General features: G+C 62.6%; 19 protein-coding genes. 10 read left to right on the top strand and 9 right to left on the bottom strand.

Annotated features, from left to right (window positions below; all coding sequences use genetic code 11):
• Together cobG and cobF are read right to left on the bottom strand one after the other, a co-directional pair.
• The gene (cobG, locus tag ABIE28_RS11915; protein ID WP_354063184.1) at positions 1 to 1,155 is read right to left on the bottom strand and encodes a precorrin-3B synthase; all 1,155 of its coding nucleotides are present in this window, start codon (positions 1,153 to 1,155) and stop codon (positions 1 to 3) included.
• Between the two features lie 191 nt (positions 1,156 to 1,346).
• Positions 1,347 to 2,075 (bottom strand): precorrin-6A synthase (deacetylating), encoded by a 729-nt coding sequence (gene cobF, locus ABIE28_RS11910; protein ID WP_354063182.1) that lies wholly within the window; start codon positions 2,073 to 2,075, stop codon positions 1,347 to 1,349.
• Positions 2,076 to 2,165: 90 nt separating this feature from the next.
• On the opposite strand from cobF, the gene ABIE28_RS11905 reads away from it, so the two are divergent.
• Complete coding sequence (locus ABIE28_RS11905; RefSeq protein WP_354063180.1) at positions 2,166 to 2,507, top strand: ArsR/SmtB family transcription factor; 342 nt, start codon at positions 2,166 to 2,168, stop codon at positions 2,505 to 2,507.
• An 11-nt stretch (positions 2,508 to 2,518) separates the two neighbouring features.
• Positions 2,519 to 3,004, top strand: a complete 486-nt coding sequence (locus ABIE28_RS11900) for an SRPBCC domain-containing protein (protein ID WP_354063178.1) — start codon at positions 2,519 to 2,521, stop codon at positions 3,002 to 3,004.
• 134 nt (positions 3,005 to 3,138) lie between these two features.
• Here ABIE28_RS11900 and ABIE28_RS11895 read toward each other — a convergent pair whose 3' ends face one another.
• Positions 3,139 to 3,933: an alpha/beta fold hydrolase gene (locus ABIE28_RS11895; protein ID WP_354063176.1), complete on the bottom strand. Its 795-nt coding sequence runs from the start codon at positions 3,931 to 3,933 to the stop codon at positions 3,139 to 3,141.
• A gap of 177 nt (positions 3,934 to 4,110) precedes the next feature.
• Here ABIE28_RS11895 and copM point away from each other — a divergent pair, with 177 nt between their 5' ends.
• Entirely contained in the window at positions 4,111 to 4,464 is a 354-nt protein-coding gene (gene copM, locus ABIE28_RS11890; RefSeq protein ID WP_354063174.1) for a CopM family metallochaperone, read from the top strand.
• A gap of 258 nt (positions 4,465 to 4,722) precedes the next feature.
• Here the strand turns inward: copM and ABIE28_RS11885 are convergent, their stop codons facing one another.
• Positions 4,723 to 5,748: a LacI family DNA-binding transcriptional regulator gene (locus ABIE28_RS11885; protein ID WP_354063172.1), complete on the bottom strand. Its 1,026-nt coding sequence runs from the start codon at positions 5,746 to 5,748 to the stop codon at positions 4,723 to 4,725.
• Positions 5,749 to 5,944: 196 nt separating this feature from the next.
• On the opposite strand from ABIE28_RS11885, the gene ABIE28_RS11880 reads away from it, so the two are divergent.
• The 4 genes from ABIE28_RS11880 to ABIE28_RS11865 all read left to right on the top strand — a co-directional run bounded on the left by ABIE28_RS11880 (position 5,945) and on the right by ABIE28_RS11865 (position 10,507).
• Positions 5,945 to 7,486 carry a sugar ABC transporter ATP-binding protein gene (locus ABIE28_RS11880; RefSeq protein ID WP_354063170.1) on the top strand — a complete coding sequence of 514 codons (1,542 nt, stop codon included), beginning with the start codon at positions 5,945 to 5,947 and terminating at the stop codon, positions 7,484 to 7,486.
• A complete protein-coding gene (locus ABIE28_RS11875) occupies positions 7,467 to 8,486 on the top strand; it encodes an ABC transporter permease (protein ID WP_354063168.1) in 1,020 nt (339 codons plus the stop codon). Before ABIE28_RS11880 ends, ABIE28_RS11875 begins: the two co-directional genes overlap by 20 nt.
• Before the next feature lie 86 nt (positions 8,487 to 8,572).
• Complete coding sequence (locus ABIE28_RS11870) at positions 8,573 to 9,520, top strand: substrate-binding domain-containing protein (RefSeq protein WP_354063166.1); 948 nt, start codon at positions 8,573 to 8,575, stop codon at positions 9,518 to 9,520.
• Between the two features lie 273 nt (positions 9,521 to 9,793).
• Positions 9,794 to 10,507, top strand: coding sequence for a DUF1428 domain-containing protein (locus ABIE28_RS11865; RefSeq protein ID WP_354063164.1), 714 nt, complete (start codon positions 9,794 to 9,796; stop codon positions 10,505 to 10,507).
• Between the two features lie 150 nt (positions 10,508 to 10,657).
• Here ABIE28_RS11865 and ABIE28_RS11860 read toward each other — a convergent pair whose 3' ends face one another.
• From ABIE28_RS11860 to ABIE28_RS11850, 3 genes are read right to left on the bottom strand one after another with little or no spacing between them, the layout of a single operon-like run.
• Complete coding sequence (locus ABIE28_RS11860) at positions 10,658 to 10,858, bottom strand: heavy-metal-associated domain-containing protein (protein ID WP_354063163.1); 201 nt, start codon at positions 10,856 to 10,858, stop codon at positions 10,658 to 10,660.
• 1 nt (position 10,859) lies between these two features.
• Entirely contained in the window at positions 10,860 to 11,270 is a 411-nt protein-coding gene (gene cueR / locus ABIE28_RS11855) for a Cu(I)-responsive transcriptional regulator (protein ID WP_354063161.1), read from the bottom strand.
• A complete protein-coding gene (locus ABIE28_RS11850; RefSeq protein WP_354063159.1) occupies positions 11,267 to 13,525 on the bottom strand; it encodes a heavy metal translocating P-type ATPase in 2,259 nt (752 codons plus the stop codon). The genes cueR and ABIE28_RS11850 overlap by 4 nt, the downstream gene beginning before the upstream one ends.
• Positions 13,526 to 14,048: 523 nt before the next feature.
• On the opposite strand from ABIE28_RS11850, the gene ABIE28_RS11845 reads away from it, so the two are divergent.
• Positions 14,049 to 14,768, top strand: a complete 720-nt coding sequence (locus ABIE28_RS11845) for a Crp/Fnr family transcriptional regulator (protein ID WP_354063157.1) — start codon at positions 14,049 to 14,051, stop codon at positions 14,766 to 14,768.
• 141 nt (positions 14,769 to 14,909) lie between these two features.
• Here ABIE28_RS11845 and cydC read toward each other — a convergent pair whose 3' ends face one another.
• Together cydC and cydD are read right to left on the bottom strand one after the other, a co-directional pair.
• A complete protein-coding gene (gene cydC, locus ABIE28_RS11840; RefSeq protein ID WP_354063155.1) occupies positions 14,910 to 16,559 on the bottom strand; it encodes a thiol reductant ABC exporter subunit CydC in 1,650 nt (549 codons plus the stop codon).
• Positions 16,556 to 18,355, bottom strand: a complete 1,800-nt coding sequence (cydD, locus tag ABIE28_RS11835) for a thiol reductant ABC exporter subunit CydD (RefSeq protein WP_354063153.1) — start codon at positions 18,353 to 18,355, stop codon at positions 16,556 to 16,558. Before cydD ends, cydC begins: the two co-directional genes overlap by 4 nt.
• Before the next feature lie 219 nt (positions 18,356 to 18,574).
• On the opposite strand from cydD, the gene ABIE28_RS11830 reads away from it, so the two are divergent.
• Positions 18,575 to 20,179: a cytochrome ubiquinol oxidase subunit I gene (locus tag ABIE28_RS11830; RefSeq protein ID WP_354066443.1), complete on the top strand. Its 1,605-nt coding sequence runs from the start codon at positions 18,575 to 18,577 to the stop codon at positions 20,177 to 20,179.
• Positions 20,176 to 21,324, top strand: coding sequence for a cytochrome d ubiquinol oxidase subunit II (gene cydB / locus ABIE28_RS11825; RefSeq protein WP_502913384.1), 1,149 nt, complete (start codon positions 20,176 to 20,178; stop codon positions 21,322 to 21,324). Before ABIE28_RS11830 ends, cydB begins: the two co-directional genes overlap by 4 nt.
• Positions 21,325 to 21,331: the final 7 nt, after the last annotated feature.

The following is a 21,331-nucleotide window of genomic DNA, read 5'->3' as shown; positions in this document are numbered from 1 at the left end:
TTATCCCTGGCCGCCGGCAAGCGCGGCGCCGAGCTGGTCCGCGCGCAGCAGCGCCTGTGGCGTATCGCCCGCCCGGCCGCCGATGACAAGACCATAGAGGCCAGCTTGCCCAACGAGCGTGATATCGGCCGGGCGCGGATGGGCACAGCCCTTGGTGCAACCGGAAACGTGAAGGGTTCGGTTTTCAGGCAGATAGGACGCCAGACGGGCCGCATCGGCGCGGGCCGGGATTTCGCCCGAGGCGCAGCCGTCGCTGCCGATGCAGGCGCTGATGCGGGTGCGGGGATCATCGGGCGAGGTGATGAAGCCCAGAGCGGCTGCGTCGGCGAGGAAGGCGGCCGAAGCCCCGATGGCCAGCAGGGCGTGATGTGGGGCGAGGCGGAGTTCGGTCACGCCGTGACGTGTGGCGGCATCGGCCAGCGCGACGAGAGCCGCATGATCGCTGCTGCCAAAGGGCAGGGCAATACCGGTGGCCGTGGTGGTGCGTAGGGTGAGGGCCCCGATGGGCGAGGTGGCTTTGCTGCGCCGCGCATTGGTGTCGGGCCCGGCAAGGTCCGTGGCGCGCGCTTCGGGGCCCAGATCGGCGATCTGCCGCAGGATACGCAGGGTGATCATCAGCGCTTCGGTGCGCAGGATGCGGTCGCTGCGTGCGCCAACGGAGCACGCCCATTGGTCCGAGCCGATGGCGGTCAGGCGAATGTCGGCCTTGAGCCGTGAAAGGTTCAGCCGCCCATTGCCGTCAACGACGACGGTGACCTTGGGGCCGAGTCGGTTCGCCAATAGGATTGACGCGGCGCGGATGGAGGCGGCGAGGGGGCGCGGATCGGCGATTTCGGTGGGATCGTCACCGGCGAGCGGCGGCGTTTCGACAACCAGGCCGCGCTCGATTGTGACGAGGGCTTGGACGGCGCGGGCGAAGGGTGCAGACGATGCGGGCGTCAGGCCACGGACCTGCAGATTGCCTCGGTTGGTGATCTCGATGAGGCCATTGCCATGCTGGGCGGCGAGGCGGGCAATGGCGGCAAGCTGCGGCGGGGTAATTCGGCCCCCAGCAATGCGCAGGCGCGCCAGAAAACCGTCACCGGTCTGCATCGGGCTATCGAGCGACGGACAAGCGCCGCGACGGTGGGTTGCGATGGCGAGGGCGAGGGGCATGGACGGGTTTTAGCGGATGGAAAAGGCTGGGTCACGTTTCTTCCTTCTCCGTTGTTGGGAGAAGGGGCTGTGGGGGGCAAAGCTTACATCGGACTATTGCCAAAACTCGGGTCAAGCCCGAGGGAAGCGACCTGGATGATTGGAACACTTTGTACACTCAGGGGAGATCGGGCGACTGATGGTTCCAGGTGTTAATCCCGCTTGCGCAGCAGGTACGTATCCATGATCCAGCCGTGCCGTTCGCGGGCGGCCTTGCGGGTTTCGACGATTTGGTCGCGCACATCGCCCAACCGGCCCGAGATGCGGATTTCATCCGGCGTGCCCAGATACGCGCCCCAGAAAATCTCCAGCTCCGGATCGGCGTCCATGAACGCCGTCTGGCCGTCCAGCATGACGATGGTGTCGTCGGCCACTACGCCGAGGCGGCGGCCGGTGGTGATGTGGACGGGCTCGCCGATGCGGTTGAGCGCTATGCCATGGGCGGCGGTGAGGGCCTGGATTGAAGTGATGCCGGGGATGATTTCGACGGCGAAACGGTCGCGCAGGCGGTCGATGATGCGGATGGTGGAGTCGTAAAGGCCGGGATCGCCCCAGACGAGGAAGGCGGCGGCGCCGTTTTCGGGGACTTTTTCCAAAAGACCGGCGAAAATCTCCGCCAATGCCGCATGCCAGTCATCGACGCCGGCGCCGTAATCGGGGTTGGCGGCATCGCGCTTGGGCACAGCGTAGTCGACCGTGACGCTGGCCGGATTGGTAACGTAGCGCGCCACAATCTCGCGGCGCAGGTCGGCCAGATCGGACTTGGCCGCGCCCTTGTCGGGGATGAACAGCACATCGGCGCGGTTGAGCGCGTTGATGGCCTGCACGGTCAGGTGCTCGGGATTGCCGGTGCCGATGCCCACGATGAGAATGGTTTTCATCGGCCTTCCTTGCCTCAGGGCAAGGACGTTGACAAGGCGGCGCGATTTCAATATTCAACTTATTAGTAATATACAAAATGGTTGAATAATATGGCCGACGCTTTGAGCACGACGCTGGCCGCTCTGGCCGACCCGACCCGCCGCGCCATTTTGGCCCGGCTGGCGACGGGACAGGCGAGCGTCAATGAACTGGCCGAGCCCTTCGACATGACGCTGGCCGCGGTCAGCAAGCACATCAAAGTGCTGGAAAATGCCGGGCTGATCAGTCGCGGCAAGCAGGCGCAATGGCGGCCCTGCAAGCTTGAAGCGGGGCCGATGCGCGACGTCGCGGCGCTGCTCGATACCTATCGGGCCTTCTGGGAGCAAAACCTTGATCAGCTCGACGCCTATCTCACCAAAATCCAGACCCCCGAAAACGACAGCAAGAACTGAGGAGAGTTTCTATGCCGCAAAACCTGTTCAAGACCGAACTGCCCGCCGACGAACCGCTGATCATCATGACGCGCACATTCGATGCGCCGCTCGATCTGGTGTGGACGGTTTGGACACAGGCCGAACACGTCGCCTATTGGTGGGGGCCGCGCGAGGACAACAGGATCGTCGAGTATGACGTGCGCAAGGGTGGCAAGTGGCGGATCGTCTCGACGATGGAGGACGGCGAGGAAGTGGTGTTCTTCGGCACCTATCTCGAGGTGCAGCCCAAGACGCTGATCCGCAACACCTTTGTGGTGGAGGGCATGTATCCCGAGGACGACCGCTTTTACGAGGAACACACATTCGAGCAGCGCGACGGCAAGACGTTCTATCGCTCGGTCAGCAAGCTCGAAAGCCTGCAGCAGCGGCAGGATGTGATGGATTGGGGCATGGAAGACGGCGCCAATGCGTCTATGGCCAAGGTGGATGAGATTTTGGAGCGGCTTGGGGGGTAGGGATACAACCCACCAGCTTATGAGTAAGGGGATACCCCCACCTAACCTCCCCCTGATAGTGGGAGGAATTCTCTCCGTGGTTGTGAACGGATGGTGCCTCAAGCGTGATCTGTTCCTCCCCTTTTCAGGGGAGGTTAGGTGGGGGGCCTTCCAGCCACCTGGCGCTTCAAAAAGTCCAGCACCAAGACCCAGAACAGGTCGAGATCGACCGCGCCGTGGGTGGCGTTGGGGACGATGGCGAGTTCGCTGTTGGGGATGTTTTCGTAGAGCCGCTGCGCCTGATCGAGACCCGCCATGTGGTCTCGGTCGCCGTTGATGATCAGCGTTGGTGTGGGGATGCTCTGCAGCTGTTCGACAGTGTAGTGCGGCACCGTCAGCCACAGCGTTGAAACCTGGGCCAGCAGGCGGTGCAGATAGCCCGGTGCGCCGTCGCCGCGATGGGTGAGCTCGATAGTGTCGAAAAAGTCGCCCCAGCCGCTGCGGATCTTGTCGTGGTCGGCCTCGCCGGGCGCGGTAAAACCGAAGGACCGCATATCGTCCTCGTATTTCTGGCTGAGATAGCTGATCGTGCCGCCCACCGCCATGGCGCGGGCAAAGCCGGGATGGCGCAGGCCGAGTTCGATGCAAGCCTGACCGCCATCGCTATAGCCGACAATCAGCGGCTGCTCGATGCCAAGCGCCCGGCAGAACGCCACGGCGTCGTCGGCGAACTGGTCATAGCCGAGCCGACCGCTCGGATTGTCGGTGAGGCCGTGCCCGCGCGTGTCGGGCGCATAGACGTGAAAATGCTCGGTGAGCTGGGGGTAGCGACTGTCCCAACTCGTCTCGGCCGTGGCGAGGCCGCCGTGCAGCAGTAGGAGCGGCGGGCCGTCGCCAAGCTCGGTGTAGTTGATGGTGATATCGCCCGCTTTGACAGTCTTGTTAGTCACGTCTCGTCCTCGGAAAGAATTTGATGCGGCGATCACTGAGCCATATGCGGCAGGTCGAGATCGGGCGTCCGATAAAGCATGGGCCCAAGTAACAATCTGCACCAAACACCGTCAACGCGCTTGACCTTCCCATAGGGGAGGCCGGCAGGGTGGGGCAAATCCATCAGGAGTTCGTCCATGAAAACCCTATTGCTCGCCGCCGTCTTTGCACTTGCTCTGTCTGCGCCCGTTCTGGCGCAGGACCATTCTGGTCACGGCATGGCCGCACCCGCTGCTGATGGCGCGACGGCAGCCTATGAAGAAGCCAATGCAGCAATGCATGCGGATATGGCGGTGGACTATACCGGCGACGCCGACGTGGATTTTCTGCGGGGCATGATCCCCCATCACGAGGGCGCGGTGGCCATGGCGCGGATCCTGCTGGAATATGGCAGCGACCCGGAGGTCAAGAAGCTCGCCGAAGAGGTGATCGCGGCGCAGGAGGGCGAGATCGCTTGGATGAAGGCTTGGTTGGCGAAGAAGGGGTATTAAGCGCAGTTCAGTGCCCGACCTCGTGGTTCGAGGCTCGCGAAGGGCTCGCACCTCACCATGAGGTCTAACCTGTGCTCGAAGTCGACACGCTCCCCCTTGTGGAGAGGGATCAAGGGTGGGGGTGCGGCTGGCACCGCACTCTCGGGGCGATACCCCCTTCCTGCTCGATCACGGAGTTAGCAAGCTAACTCCTATCTCGCTTCCCTCCCCTCAAGGGGGAGGGTGGACGACTGAGAGATCGAAGCAGACAGCCGGCCTCTAATCCCGGCCTGATCGGCCCACCGAATTGCGCACGATCAGCTCCGCCCGCAGCAGGACTTCGTTTTGCTTGGGCGGTTTTCCTTCCAGCAATGCCAGGAGCAGGTCCATGGCCTCTTCGCCGATTTTGAGGCGAGGCTGCTTCATGGTGGTGAGCGAGGGGCTGACGAAGCTGGCGAAGGAGATATCGTCAAAGCCCATCACCGAAAACTCGCGCGGCAGGTCGTAGCGACGGGCGGTGAGGGCGATGATGACGCCAAGCGCGGTGGCGTCGTTGACGCAGAAGAAGGCGGTCGGCAGCACGTCGCGCACGAACATATGCTCGGCAGCGGCGCGGCCGCTTTCGGTGGTGCCGTCGCCATCGAGAATGAGGCGCGGATCGACCGGCATGCCGTGGCCGTCGAGCGCGGCGCGATAGCCCTTTTCGCGCAGGATATTGACGGCCTTGCTGGTCGAATGGCCGATAAAGGCGATGCGGCGGTGGCCCTGCGAGATCAGGTGCTCGGTGGCAACACGCGCGCCCTCGAAATTGTCGACGCCGACAAACGGCACGTCGCTATTGGAGACCGGCTCGTTGACCGCCACCATGGGCGGCAGACGGGACTCGCCGCCTTCGCTGCCATAGCCAAAGGGCAGGTGGCCAGTGAACAGGATCAGCCCATCGGCCTGGTTGGAACTGATGAAGCGCAGATAGTCGGTCTCGCGCGTCGCATCGTTCTGCGTATTACCGATCAGCACGCCATAGCCGCGTTTGCTGGCTTCGGTTTCAAGCCCGACAAGGATGTTGGAGAAGTTCGGGTCGCCCACATCCGGCGCCAGAATGAGAATCATATTGGAGCGGCGCATGCGCAGCGAACGCGCCATCGCATTGGTCGTGTAACCGGTCTGCGCTATGGCCTGGGTGACGCGCCGACGTGTTTCATCGGCGACCTTGGTCGGCTCGTTGATCGCCCGGCTGACCGTAGCAATCGACACGCCGGCAATCGCCGCGACGTCCTCAATAGTGGCCAGTTTCTGGTGGTGCAACCTAAGCTCCGCACGCCCTCTGGCGCCCGCGTCCCTGCCTGTAGCAGATGCCGCAAACCGCGCCAGACCCCCTCGATAGGCTTATACCCTTTTCCGTTTGTGTAAACCTTTACATCAATCATGAAAACCTTTACATCGTGGATCAACGGACGCAGAGCCAGGGGAACTGGCCGCGTCTTGGGGAGGGGCTTCAAAGATGACCAGTGCCGAAGGCACGCCTGCGCCGTCCATCCTGTCTGCAAACAGGATTTCCAAATCTTTCGGCGAGATTCCGGTTCTTTTCAGTGTCGACTTCGACATCAAGCCCGGCGAAGTTCATGCCATCATCGGTGAAAACGGTGCCGGCAAATCCACCCTGATCAAGATCCTCTCCGGCATCGAACAGCCGACCTCCGGGACGATCACCTATGATGGCCAAAATGTCGTGCTGCCGCCCAATGGCGAAGCCGAGGCTATGGGCATTGTGCTTATTCATCAGGAACTGAACCTGGCCGAGCACCTGACCGTGGCGGACTCGATCTTCCTTGGTCGCGAGATCAAGAAATATGGCTTTCTCGACCTCAAGGAAATGCGCAAGCGCGCCGTCGATGTGATGGAAACGCTGCATGTGCATGTCGATCCGGAGGCACGCATCAATACGCTGTCGGTCGCCGACAAGCAGATGGTGGAAATCGCCAAGGCCATCAGCCGCGATGCGCGCGTGCTGATCATGGACGAGCCGACTGCGGTCTTGTCTGTCGGCGAAACGGCGACCCTGTTCGAGCAAATCCGCCGCCTCACCGCGCGTGGGGTGGCAGTGATCTTCATCAGCCACAAGCTCGATGAAATCATGGAACTGGCCCAGCGCGTCACCGTACTGCGCGACGGCCAGCTGATCGCCACGGTCAGCACAGAAGCACTGACGCCCGACTCCATCGCGCAGATGATGGTGGGCCGCGAACTCTCCAATCTCTATCCGCCCAAGCATGAACCCGATGTCGACGCGCCAGTGGTGCTGTCGGTGCGTGGCCTCAAGGCGCCGGGCGTGCAGGACATGTCGTTTGACCTGCGCCGGGGCGAAATCCTGGGTTTTGCCGGTCTGATCGGTTCGGGCCGGACGGCGGTGGCCGAGGCCATTGTCGGGCTGAACCTCAAGACCGAAGGCGATATCGAAGTCGAGGGCAAGCCGGTCAACTTCACCGATGTCGGCAAGTCGGTCGATGCGGGCCTGGCCTATATGACCAAGGACCGCAAGGGCCGGGGGCTGCTGCTCAATATTGGCCTGCAGCCAAACCTCACTCTGTTGACCATCAAGAAGCATCTGCGCGGCATTTTCCTCGACAGCAAGAGCGAAGCCGATGCGATGGAGCGCGCGACGCGCCGCTTCGACATTCGGGCCCGCGACACCTCGGTGCGCGTTGGCCAACTGTCAGGCGGCAATCAGCAAAAGCTGATGCTGGGCAAGACCATGGAAGCCGAACCGGACATCATCATCATGGATGAGCCGACGCGCGGCATCGATGTCGGCACCAAGCAGCAGATTTATCACATCATCGCGGCGCTGGCCGCCGAGGGTAAGTCGATCATTCTGATCTCATCGGAGATGCAGGAAGTGATCGGGCTGAGCCATCGCGTGCTGGTGATGCGCAACGGACGCCTGGCTGGAAAGCTCGAAGGCGCCGAAATCACTGAATCAGAAATTATGCGGTACGCCGCAGGCATCAAGCAGGGTGGGGACAATGAGCGTATCAGCGCATGAGGCTGCAAAGCCTTCCAAGGGGTTTCGGATCGACCTCAAGACTGCGGGCCCGCTGCTCGCTCTGATCTTGCTGGTGGTTCTGGGCTATTCGCTCAATCCCGCCTTCCTCAATGAAGGCAATATCACCAACATCCTGACCCGCTCGGCCTTTATCGGCATCATCGCGGTGGGCGCCACCTTCGTCATCACCGCCGGCGGCATCGATCTGTCGGTTGGCTCGATGGCAGCCTTCATCGCCGGCGTGATGATCATCATCATGAACGGCGCTGTCGGGGCGATGGGCGCCTCTGTGTGGACGGTGCTGCTGGGCATCGGCTGTTCGCTGATCCTGGGCATTGGTGCCGGTTTCATCAACGGGTTCCTCACCACCAAGGCCAAGATCGAAGCCTTCATCGTGACGCTGGGCACCATGGGCATTTATCGCTCGCTCGTGACCTACTTTGCCGATGGCGGCACGCTGTCGCTCAACAACGCCGCCCGCGAAATCTATCGCCCGGTCTATTACGACAGCTTCCTGCGCATTCCGTTCCCGGTCTGGGTGTTCATTTTCGTCGCCATCCTTGGCTGGGTGCTGATGAACCGCACCGCCTTCGGCCGCTACTGTATGGCCATCGGCTCCAACGAACACGTGGCCCGCTATTCGGCGATCAAGGTCGACCGCGTCCGCACCGCCACCTACATTCTGCAGGGTCTGTGCGTATCGCTGGCCACCATCATCTATGTGCCGCGTCTGGGTTCGGCCTCGTCGGCCACCGGCGTGCTGTGGGAACTCGAAGCCATTGCGGCCGTGATCATCGGCGGCACCATGCTCAAGGGCGGCTTCGGTCGCATCGGCGGCACGGTGATTGGCGCCCTGATCCTCACCTCGATCGGCAATATTCTGAACCTGACCGAGATCATCTCGAACTACCTCAACGGGGCAGTGCAGGGCGTGATCATCATCGCAGCAGTCTACCTGCAGCGCGGTTCGCTCCGCGGCCGTCGCAAGAAGGCTGACTAATCAAACACAGAAATTCCACGTCCCTCGAAAGGGGCGGGATCACCGGCGTCGCGTCAGACGCCAAACATTGGTAGGGAGGACTAAATATGTCTTTGAAGGCAATTGCACTGGGCCTGTTGGTCACGAGCGCTCTAGCCGGCGCAGCCGTTGCGCAGGACAAGATCAAGATTGGCGTTTCCATTCCTGCGGCTACGCACGGCTTCATGGGTGGCCTGAACTGGCATGCCGCTGAAGCTGAAAAGCGCCTGGAAGCTGCCCATCCAAATATCGACATCATCATCGTGACCGCCGACGGCCCAGCCGATCAGGCCAGCGATCTGGAAGACCTCGTTTCGGTGCACCAGATCCAGGCACTCGTCGTGCTGCCATTTGAATCCGAGCCACTGACCGAGCCAGTCCGTGCCGTCAAGCAGACCGGCGCGTTCATCACCGTGGTTGACCGCGGCCTGACCGACGAAACCATCCAGGACGTCTATGTTTCGGGCAACAACACCGAAATGGGCGTGAACTCGGCTGAGTACATGAAGACCCGTCTCGGCGACGGCGACAACATCGTCATCCTGCGCGGCATTCCGACTGTGCTCGACACCGAACGCTTCGACGCCTTCATGGGCGCCATCGAAGGCACCGGCATCAACGTGCTGGACAACAAGTTCGCCAACTGGAACCGCGATGACGGCTTTGAAGTGATGCAGGACTTCCTGTCGCGCTTCCCCGACATCAAGGGCGTATGGGCACAGGACGACGACATCACCCTCGGCGTTGTCGAAGCCATCAAGCAGGCAGGTCGCGAAAGCGAAATGTTCGTGGTTGGCGGCGCCGGCATGAAGGAAATCGTCAAGGGCGTGATGGACGGCAATGCGCTGGTTCCAGTCGACGTGCTGTATCCACCTGCACAGATCGCGACCGCAATGGACGTGACCGTGGCGCACTTCACCTCCAATGGCCCGGTCGGCGGCACCTATATCCTGGGTTCGCCACTGATCACCCAGGAAAACGCTGCCCAGTTCTACTTCCCAGACAGCCCATTCTGATCTGTTCTGAATAGCTGACTATGCAAAGGGCGCCGCGAGGCGCCCTTTGTTTTTTTGGGGGGGCTTGCCGACAAAAATCCGCGGAACCAATTGCCATCGCTCGCATTTCCGATCTGAGCCTTTGATGACGCCGGACTATTGGTGCCGTTGAGGCTCACCAATCTCCCTTTTTATCCCGCTGCCATTGGGCTGACGCGTTTAGCTGTCAGAGTGCCAGCGGAGCTTTTCTGGTGCTGGACTGGTCCGGCGGCGGAGGAGCCAAGGGAGACTGTCATGACCTATTTTGCTGGTTTCGTATCGGCGGTTCCGGCCGCCAACAAGCAGGCCTACAAAGGCTTCGCCGACGACTCGGTGGAGATGTTCAAGTCATACGGCGCCACCCGGTTGGTGGATACCTGGGAAGATGATGTCAATAGCGGCACGGTGACCGATTTCCGCCGCGCCGTGCAGGCCAAGCCGGATGAGAAGATCGTCTTTTCCTGGCAGGAATTTACCGACAAGGCGGCCGCCGACGCGGCCAATACCAAGATGAACGCCGATCCGCGCATGAAGGACATGGGCGCCAAGATGCCGTTTGACGGTGCGCGGATGATCTATGGCAGTTTCGACGCGCTGTACGACCATGGTACGGGCGGCAAGGCCGGCTATTTCGATGGATCGCTGCTGCCGGTGAAAACCGCGCGCAAGGCCGACTATCTGGCGCAGTTGAAACGACAGGCGGCAATCTTTGACGAGCTGGGCGCGACCCGGTTTGTCGATGCGTGGGGCGACATGGTGCCCGATGGCAAGCTGACCGATTTCAAAAAGGCGGTGAACGCGGCGGCCGACGAAACGGTGGTGTTCTCGTTTCTGGAATGGCCATCCAAGACGGTGCGCGACGCGGCCTGGGAGAAGCTGATGAACGACCCGCGCATGATGGAAGACAATTCACCGGGCGATGAGAAGCGGCGGGTGTTTGGTGGGTTTGTGCCGTTGTTGGACGTGTGAGGGGGATGGGGGAAGAAGAATAGAATACCCCCACCTAGCCTCCCCCTGAAAAGGGGGAGGAATCCGGCCGGTGTGTGGCTGGATCTAGTTCATCCACTTGGCGAACTCCTCCCCCTTTTCAGGGGGAGGTGGGGTGGGGGTATCCTGTTCTTAGGCCGCTTCCGGGGTATACCCAGCTTCCTTGATCGCCTCTTCACCAACCGCCCGATCGCCGGTGAAGCTCACCTTGTGCGTTGCCAGGTTGACCGAAATCTCGGCGCCGGGCAGCGCTTCTTCGAGCGCCTTGCGCACGGTGCCGACGCAGTGGCCGCAGGTCATGTCGTTGACGGTGAAAACGGTTTGGTCGCTCATTTCAGTGTCCTTTCGAAATTGGGAATTCGCCGGCCAGATCATCAAGGATCGGGCAGTCGGGTCGGTTGTCGCCGCCGCAGCAATGGGCGAGGTGCTTGAGGGTTTTGACCATGCCCTGCAGTTCGTCGATCTTGGTTTCGAGCGCCTGGATATGGCCGGTTGCAATGTCCTTCACTTCGGCGCTGGCGCGGGTCTTGTCCTGCCAGAGCCCGAGAAGGGTTGAGGTTTCTTCCACCGAAAAGCCCAGGGTCCGGGCGCGTTTGACAAAGCGCAGGACGTGCACCTCGTCGGCGCCATAAACCCGGTAGTTGCTGCCGGTGCGGAGAGGCGCCTGGATAAGGCCGATGGATTCGTAATAGCGGATCATCTTGGCCGAGACGCCCGAGGCGTTTGACGCTTCGCCGATATTCATAGGGTCACTCCTTTCACCGCCCGCAGGCGTTGTGCATTGCCCACCACAAAGACCGAGCTGAGCGCCATGGCGCCGGCGCCGATCATTGGATTGAGCAGGATGCCGAAGGCGGGATAGAGGACGCCGGCAGCAACCGGGATCAGCAGCACGTTGTAGCCGAACGCCCAGAACAAGTTTTCCCAGATGTTTTTCATCGTAGCGCGGCTGATGGTGAGGGCATTGAGCACGCCCTTGAGATCGCCACCGAGCAGCACCACGTCGGCGCTTTCGATGGCTGCATCGGTGCCTGTACCGACGGCGATGCCGACATCGGCTTCGGCAAGGGCAGGGGCGTCGTTGATGCCATCGCCGACATAGGCGACCTTGCCCAGGCCACGCAGCGACTTGATGGCGGCCACCTTGTCTGCGGGCAGCACTTCGGCGCGCACCTCGTCGATGCCCAACTGGCGGGCAATGGCTTCGGCGGTGCGACGATTGTCGCCCGAGATCATCGCGGTCTTGAGCCCCATTGCGTGCAGCGCGGCGATAACGGCCTTGCTGGATGGCTTGATGCTGTCGGCCACGACGATGGCGGCGGCCAGCTTGTCGTCGATGGCGGCAAACACGGGCGTCTTGCCCTCATTGGCCAGCTTGTCGATTGCCGCGTTGAAGTCCGAGAAATCGAGGTGCTTGAGATGGCGCTGCGAGCCGATGGACACCAGCCGCCCATCGACGCGGGCGGTGACGCCATTGCCGGCATGGGAGGCAAAGTCGGTGACCTTGCCCAGAGCAAGTCCGGCCTTTTCCGCCGCCGCGACAATGGCCGTGGCGATGGGGTGTTCAGACTTGGCTTCGACAGCGGCAACCAGCGCCAGCACCTCGTCGTGGGTGAAATCATCATCGAGGATGAGATCGGTGAGGGCTGGCTTGCCTTGCGTCAGCGTGCCGGTCTTGTCGAAGGCGACCACGGCGACATCACGCAGCTGCTGCAGGGACTCGCTCTTGCGGAACAGCACACCCAGCTCGGCCGCGCGGCCGGTGCCGACCATGATCGAGGTTGGCGTGGCCAGACCCATGGCACATGGGCAGGCGATGATCAGCACGGCGACGGCGTTGACCAGACCAAACACATAGGCTGGCTCTGGCCCGAAAATGGCCCAGACGATGGCGGTGATGATGGCCAGCCCGATAACGGCAGGCACGAACCACATGGTGATCTGATCGACCACCTGCTGGATCGGCAGCTTGCCGCCCTGGGCTTCTTCGACCATGCGGATGATCTGCGCCAGCATGGTGTCGCCGCCCACCTTGGTGGCGCGGAAGCTGAAGCTGCCCGACGTGTTGAGCGTGCCGCCGACGACGCTGGAGCCAATGGTCTTGGAGACGGGCAGGGGCTCGCCTGAGATCATGGATTCATCGACATGGCTGGAACCATCCGTGATTTCGCCATCGACCGCGACCTTCTCGCCGGGACGCACGGCAATCACGTCGCCGACCACGACCTGCTCGATGGGCAGCTCGATCAGCTTGCCATCGCGCTCGACGCGGGCCGTCTTGGCCTGTTCGCGCACCAGTCGCTGAATGGCTTCGCCGGTGCGGCCCTTGGACAGGGCCTCAAGCCAGCGGCCTACCAGTATCAGCGTGACGATGACGGCGGCGGCTTCGAAATAGACAAATTGCGTTTCGGACGGCACCAGTTGCGGCGCAAAGGTCACGACCGTGGAATAGGCCCAGGCCGCCCCGGCGCCGAGCGCCACCAGCGAATTCATTTCCGGCGCACCGCGGAACAAGGCGGGGAAGCCGATCTTGAAGAAGCGCCAGCCGGGCACGAACAGCACGATGCTGGTCAGCACGAAGTAAAAAATATAGAGCGCCTGCTGGGGCACCATGCCGAGCAGCCAGTGATGCATCGGCATATAGAGATGGCTGCCCATCTCGAGCACGAAAACCGGCAGGGTAAAGGCCGCCGCGATGGCGACGTCGCGCCGCAGAACGGCAGCGTCTTCATCGTGATGGGTGTGACCAGCATGGTGATGCTGGTGCTCGTCGGAGCGTTCGGTGCCCTTATAGCCGGCCTTGTCGATGGCCTTGAGCAGCGCGTCGGTATCGGTCGCGTCGCTCAGTTGCACGGTGGCGCGCTCGGTGGCCAGATTGACCGAAGCCGACGTCACCCCCGGCACCTTGAGCAAGGACTTCTCGACACGCGCCACGCAGGATGCGCAGGTCATGCCTTCGATATCGATGGAAATCGGCTTGTTATGGACGTGTTCGTTCATGGGTTTTACCTCGTCCTCAAGCATATAAGGGTTCCCATGATGGGAAGGTCAAGGGGGGATTTCGAGAAATCGTCTCACCGCGGCTTTGGTTCAGAAAGCGTAGTCGACACCCTCCCCCTTGAGGGGAGGGATCAAGGGAGGGGGTGAGTCACGGGCACCGCACTCTCGGAGGGACACCCCCCTTCCTGCTCGATTGACTGACTTAGCAAACGCTAAGTCCTATCTCGCTTCCCTCCCCTCAAGGGGGAGGGTGGACGACTGAGGGATTTGCGACGCGCCCTCCTTCGACGGACTCAGGACGGTTCGAGGCTCGTCGAAGGAGGGCATGGCAGGCGGATCGAGTTTGCTGGGCGTCTGGGCCATTCGGGCCTAGCCCTCATGGCCCTGCGACCTGAAATCGCTTCACTGGAGCGATTTCGCGCGGGCGCCGGTCGCAAGTGCGGCAGGATGGCACTGCGACAGTTCTGCAGGTTAAACTGTTGGTCGGACGGGCCTATATCGGGGGCGTCAGGAGGCGATTGCCATGCAGCCCGTCCGCAACGACATTCACAATTCCGAACTTCCCGTGCTCTGCCAGAGTTGCGAGTCCCGTCATCAGGGGATTTGCGGCGCGTTGACCCCCGAGCAATTGCTCGCGCTGTCGCGCCACACCCGCCGAACCCATCATGAAGCAGGCGACGAACTGCTCGCCGATGCCGAGCCGATCACCAGCTACGGCAATGTGCTGCGCGGCGTGGTCAAGCTGTCAAAAGTGCTCGAAGACGGCCGCCAGCAGGTGGTGGGGCTGCAGTTTGCGCCTGATCTGCTGGGGCGGCTGTTTGCCAATGAAAGCCGGGTGACGGCCGAAGCGGCCTCCGACGTCGATCTCTGCATGGTGCCGAAATCGGCCATGGAAGCGTTGGTGCGCGAGAACCCGGCGCTGGAGCATCGCGTGATGCTGCAGACCCTGCGCGAACTCGACGAAGCCCGCGACTGGATGGTGACGCTGGGCCGCAAGACCGCTGCCGAAAAGGTCGCAAGCTTTCTCTATCTCATCGCCAGCCACATCGATCCGACGCAGGAGGAAGTCACCACCTTCGACCTGCCGCTTAGCCGCGCCGATATCGGCGACTTCCTTGGCCTGACCATCGAAACCGTCAGCCGCCAGATGAGCAAGCTCAAGGCGGATGGGGTGATCGAGATCGAGAATTACCGGCATGTGTCCGTGCCGGATGTGGCGCGGTTGAGGGTGCGCTGCGGGTAGGCTTTGTGCCACGCCCTCGTGGTTCGAGGCTTTGCGAAGGGCAAAGCACCTCACCATGAGGGCTGTTGAAACCTTGAGCTAAAAGTAGCCCTCATGGTGAGGTGCGAGTTCTTACGAGCCTCGAACCCCGAGGGCGTGGCACTACCCCAACATCCCGTTCCGCATTGTCAGTACCCGATCCATGGTGCCCTCAGGGATCGCGGCGTGGGTAACGACGATTACCGTCCGCCCACGCGCGGCTACGCGCAGCGTTTCGAAAAAGGCCAGTTCGGCGGTGCGGTCGAGCCCGGTTGTGGGCTCGTCGAGCAGCAGGATGCTTGCGTTCGATAGCAACACCCGCGCGAGGCAGAGACGACGGGCCTGGCCGGTTGAGACCGTGCGGCCACCTTCGCCGATGAGCGTATCGAGGCCGCCGGGCAGGGCGCGGACGAAGTCGGCAATGCCAGCGGCAGTGAGAGCCGACCAGAGGGCGTCGTCATCGGCGTCCTCGCGCGCGATCAGCAGATTGGCGCGGATGGTGTCGTTGAACAGGGGGCTGTCCTGGCTGAGGAGCGCCATGCTGGCGTGAATATCGGACTGCTGCAGCGTCGCCAGCGGCGCGCCGCCGAGCGAAATCGTGCCCAATTGCGGATCGGCCAGCCGCAGGAGCAGTGTGAGCAGGCTCGACTTGCCGATACCGCTGGGGCCGATGATGGCGACATGTTCGCCCGGTTTGACCGTCAGGTCCAGATTACTCAGCACCGGCGGGCCACCATAGCCGAAGGTCACATCGGTCAGAGTGATGGTGGTATCGGCGGGCAACTCGGCGGGCATGGCCGGATCGACCACGCGCAGCGGGCTTTCGGCGATATCGGTGAGGCGCTCGGCGGCGGCCATTGAGGTCGTGAGCTTGCCGACGCTGCGGACGATGGCGTTGCTGGCCTCGAAGCTGCCCATGATGGCGAGCAGGAGGCCGGCCAGGACGGGGCCATCGACACTACCGGCAGAGAAGGCCGCGAGGCCAAGATAGATGGAGCCGGCCAGGGCGATGGCGGCTAGAGCCTGCACGCCGAAGGCGGCGATGCCGGTGAGGGTGGCGAGGCGGCCCTTGGCTTGGCTGAGACGCTTGGAAGTGTCGACGAAACCGGCCTGCGCTAAGCCGAGCACGCCGAACACCGTGAGATCGGCATGGCCCTCGATACCGTCGAGCACGCTGGCGCGGGCATCGGCGGCGCGGGTAACAACATCGCGACCGGCGCGGCGGCTGATCAGGACCAGCCCGGCGGGGACCATCAAGACAGCGGCAGCAAAGCAGAGGCCATAAAGCAGGGCGGCGCTGGGCAGGAGCCAGGCAAGGACGCCGGTCAGCGAGCCGCCGATCAGGACGGCAGCGGCGACGGGGCCTATAGCGACGAGGAAGGCGGTGTCGAGCGCATCGACATCGGCGGTGAGGCGGCTGACGAGATCGCCGTGGCGCAGGCTGCGGTCGGAGAGGGGCAAGCGCGGGAACAGGCGGGCAAACAGCCAGCCGCGCAGATCGGCCAATAGGCGCAACGTGGCGTCATGACCGACGAGGCGTTCGCCATAGCGCGCAAGAATGCGGATGAACGAGAAAGCGCGCACCAGCGACGAAGGCACGAAGAGATTGAAGGCGAGGCCTGCAGTGGTGAGCGCGGCGGAGGTGATGAACCAGCCAGAGGTGCCGAGCAGCGCGACGCCTGCCGCGAGCGTGATCAGCGACAGCAGCAAAGCCAGCAGGAAGCCCTTGGACTGGCTGGCAAACAGGGCGCGGAAGGTCAGTAGGGACTTCATCCGACGTTACTCCGTTTGCGGGCGGGCAGGGGCGTGGGCAGCAGCGCCTCGCCAGCAATGCGCCAGGCCTTGTCCATCCGCGCCGCGACGGCGAGCGAATGGGTGACGATGATCAGGGTGCGGCCGCGCGCGAACTGCTTGAGCTCGTCGAGCACATCCTGCTCCAGTTCGGCATCGAGATGGGCGGTTGGTTCATCGAGGAGGATCAGCCCCGGATCGCGCAGGTAGATGCGAGCCAGCGCAATGCGCTGCGCCTGACCGCCGGAAAGGCCGAGGCCACCTTCGCCCAGCATTGTGTCGAGCCCGTCGGGCAGGGCGTCGGCAAAGTTTGCGACATGGGCATGCTCGGCGGCGCGGCGGATGTCCTCGGTCGACGCACCGGGGCGGGCGAGGCCGATATTGTAGGCCAGCGACCCCGCGAAAATGCGCGGTTTCTGGCCGAGCATGGTGACGCTGTTGCGCAGCTCCGCCTCCGGAAAATCCGCGAGCGGACGATTGCCAAGGGTAATGTCGCCGCCATGATCGCGCAGGCGGGCAATGGCTTCGAGCAGGGTCGATTTGCCAATGCCGCTGGGGCCGAGAATGGCGATGTGCTCGCCGGGAGCGACGGTGAGGGCGGTGTTGGCTAGAATGACGCGGGCATGATCGGGCGTACGCAGGGTCAGGTTGGTGAGCGTGACCGCCAACGCGTCGTTTGCTTCACGTCGTCCTTGGGGGAGAGATAGAGGGGCCTTTTCCTGGTTAGATGCTGGGGAAGGCCCCCTCACCCGACCCAAGAGGGTCGACCTCTCCCCCAAAGGGAGAGGTGAAGACAGCGGGCCAAGCTGGGCTTCGATTTCGCCGATGGCGGCTTTGGCCGAGGCGCGGTCGTGATAGTGGGAGGCGAGCAGGCGCAGGGGACTATAGACCTCGGGCGCCATCAACAGCAGGAACAGGCCCAGTTCCAGCGTCAGCGGCGTTGAGCGCAGATGCAGGAACTCGATGAAGGTCAGGCCGACATAAAGCGCGATCCCGGCGACGCCGAGCGCCGCGAAGAATTCCAGCACGGCGGAAGAGAGGAAAGCGATCCGCAACACGCGCAGGGTGCGGCGGCGCAGCTCGTCGCTGGCGGCGACAATGCCCGCCGTTTCTGCCTCGGCACGTCCGAACAGTTTTAGCGTGGTTAGGCCGCGCAGCCGATCAGCAAAGCGGCCGGTGAGCAGCGACAAAGCACGGGCCTGCTTGCGGGTGGCGATTTGTGCGCCCCAACCGGCCAGCGCCATGAACACCGGAATGAGCGGCGCGGTGACGAGGAACAGGATCCCCGCGACCCAATCGACCGGGAAGATGACCACTCCAAAGGCGATGGGCAGGAAGGTGGCCTGGATCATCGCCGGCAGATAACGCGCGAAGAATCCATCCAGCGCTTCGACCTGATCGATGAGGGCGGACGATGCCGCGCCCGATTGCGGTTGCTCGGCGGTGCGGGGCGAGCGGGCGAGCAGATTGGCAAACAAGGCGGCGCGGACGCTTTGCTTGATGGTTTCGGCTGCGGCGGTGCCGGCGCGATCACCGATGGCGGCGAGGGCGGCGCGGGTGATCAGCAGGCCGAGAATAAGGAGGATTGCGGGCGTCAGCGTGTCGAGCGCTGCCCCGGATTCGATGGCGCGGCCCAGCACGTCGGCGAGGGTCCAGGCTTGCCAGATGAGCAGGGCGCCGCCGAGCAGCGGCGCGCCGATGGCCAAGGGGAGCCACGGTCCGGCGCGTCGGCTCAGGCCGCTGAGGGTCTTGCCGTTCTGGCGGTCGGTGGTGGTCATGATGGGTTCCGCATGTGCCGGACTGTACCCTCCCCGCAGGGGGAAGGGAGCCGGTGGGCGTATGCGGCGACAACTGAAATGCACATACGCGTTCTTTATCTCACCGTACTCGACATGCCCTTGATCTGAATCAAGGCATGATCGAAGCTCAAAGAGCATAGGGTAGCCAGTGACGGCGCCGACTCGGGCGCTGCCAACCATAGGGGCAGTAGCGCCATGATCGACATGACCGTTGTCGAACTCTCGCGGTGGCAATTCGCCGCCACCGCCATGTATCATTTTATTTTCGTACCGCTGACTATCGGCCTGTCCGTGATGATCGCCATCATGGAGAGCGTTTATGTGATGACGGGCCGTGAGGTCTGGCGCAAGGCGACCCTGTTCTGGGGCACGCTGTTCGGCGTCAATTTCGCCATGGGCGTGGCCACCGGCATCGTGATGGAATTCCAGTTCGGCATGAACTGGAGCTATTACAGCCATTATGTGGGCGACGTGTTCGGCGCGCCGCTGGCCATTGAAGGGCTGATGGCCTTCTTCATGGAAGCGACCTTTATCGGCCTGTTTTTCTTTGGCTGGGAACGCCTGAGCAAGGTGGGCCACCTGGTCGTGACTTGGCTGATGGCGCTGGGTGCGAACTTTTCGGCACTATGGATTCTGGTGGCCAATGGCTGGATGCAGAACCCGGTCGGCGCCAAGTTCAACCCCGACACCATGCGCATGGAAGTGACCGACTTTATCGCGGTGATCTTCAATCAGGTGGCGCAGGCCAAGTTCGTGCACACCGTCAGCGCCGGCTATGTCTGCGGCGCGGTATTCGTTTTTGCGGTTTCGTGCTTCTTCCTGCTGCGCGGCAAGCATGTCGAACTGGCCAAGCGCTCGATGGTGGTTGCGGCCAGCTTTGGTCTGGCTTCGGCGCTGTCCGTTGTCGTGCTGGGTGACGAAAGCGGCTATGTCGCGACTGAACACCAGAAGATGAAGATCGCGGCCATGGAGGCCAGCTATCACACCGAGCCGGCTCCGGCGCCGTGGACCATTTTCGCACTGCCCGGACCTGATGGCGGCGCCCCGACCTGGTCGATCCAGATCCCGTGGGTTGGTGGCCTGATCACCACGCGTTCGCTCGACCAGCAATTGCCCGGCATCGACGAACTCGTCGAACACGCCCAGACCCGCATCCGCTCCGGCATGGTTGCCTATGACGCGCTGCAGGAAATCCGGGCCGATGGCAGCAATGCCGCCGCGCGCCAGGTGTTCGACGAGCATTGGGCGGACCTTGGCTATGGCCTGCTGCTCAAGATGTATCGTGAAGACGTCGGCAACGCGACCGACGAACAGATCGCGATGGCGGCAGCCGACACCGTGCCAGACGTATGGCCGCTGTTCTGGACCTTCCGCATCATGATGGGGCTAGGCTTCTTCTTCATCGCCTTCTTCATCGTCTGGTTCTACCGCGCCACACGCGGCTGGCTGGACACCAACCGGACCATGCTGTGGATCGGCTTTGCGACGCTGCCGCTGCCATGGGTGGCCATCGAATCCGGCTGGTTCATCGCCGAATACGGGCGACAGCCTTGGGTGGTAGAGGGCGTGTTGCCGACCTTCTATGCCGCGTCGGGTCTCCATTTCTGGGACCTCGTGATCTCGCTGAGCTTCTTTGTGGCGCTCTATTCCGTGCTGCTGATCATCATGATCATGCTGATGGTCAAGATCATCAAGGCGGGGCCACAGGACAAGCTGTTTACCGCTGCCGATGAAGGCGATGACGAAGACTTTGTCGTCGCGGCCCTTCCCGCCACACCCGCCAACAAGGAGCTCGGATCGTGAACACTATTCCACTCGACTACGAAACCCTGCGCCTGATCTGGTGGCTTCTGCTCGGCGTTCTGCTGATCGGCTTTGCCATCATGGGTGGCCGCGATATGGGCGTCGGCGCGCTGCTGCCTTTCGCCGCCCGCACCGATGAAGAACGCCGCGTGCTGCTCAACATGGTCGGACCGACCTGGGAAGGCAATCAGGTGTGGCTGATCCTGGGCGGCGGCGCCATCTTTGCGGCCTTCCCGCCACTCTATGCCGTCAGCTTCTCCGGCTTTTATCTGGCGATGATCGTGATCCTGCTGGCGCTGATCCTGCGGCCTGTCGGCTTCAAGTTCCGCGGCAAGATCAAGGATGATCGCTGGCGCGCCGTGTGGGACTGGGCCCTGTTCGTCGGCGGCTTCGTGCCGGCGCTGATCTTTGGCGTGGCGGTCGGTAACGTGCTGCTCGGTGCACCATTCCATCTCGATAACACCATGCGTGCCTTCTATGTCGGCAACTTCTTCGGTCTGCTGACGCCATTCGCCTTGCTGTGCGGACTGGTGAGCCTTGGCATGATCGTGACACAGGGTGCTGCCGTCATCGCCGGCCGGGCCGTGGGTGATCTCGCAGTTCGCGGTCGCCAATACGGCATCATAGCGGGCATCTCGACCATCGTGCTGTTCGCACTGGCGGGCGTTTGGATCGCGCTGGGCATTGATGGCTACACCATCACCAGCGTCGTCGACGGCAATGCGGCGATCAACCCGCTGGCCAAGACGGTGGAACTGACGCGTGGCGGTTGGATGGCCAATTACGGCATCTATCCCTGGATGATCGCGGCACCGGTAATCGGCTTTGTCGGACTGCTCGTGGCGGTGATTGGCTTCCAGGCCCGGTGGCGCCTGATGACCCTGCTGGCATCGAGCACTGCCATCTTCGGCATTGTCTCGACGGCGGGCCTGTCGTTGTTCCCATTTTTGCTGCCGTCGTCGACGGTGCCAGTATCGAGCCTGACGCTGTGGGATGCCTCGTCGAGCCACCTCACGCTGTTCATCATGCTTCTGGTGACCTGCTTCTTCCTACCCATCATCATCGCCTACACCGCCTGGGTGTTCCGCGTGATGCGTGGCCCGGTGACGACGCAGTCGCTCGAAAAGAACCCCAACGCTTATTAGGAGACGC

It is taken from the genome of Devosia sp. 2618 (genome assembly GCF_040546815.1).
In the GTDB taxonomy this organism is placed as follows: domain Bacteria; phylum Pseudomonadota; class Alphaproteobacteria; order Rhizobiales; family Devosiaceae; genus Devosia.
The sequence above is the reverse complement of the archived record's forward strand: the minus strand, read 5'-3'. Positions and strand labels throughout refer to the sequence as shown.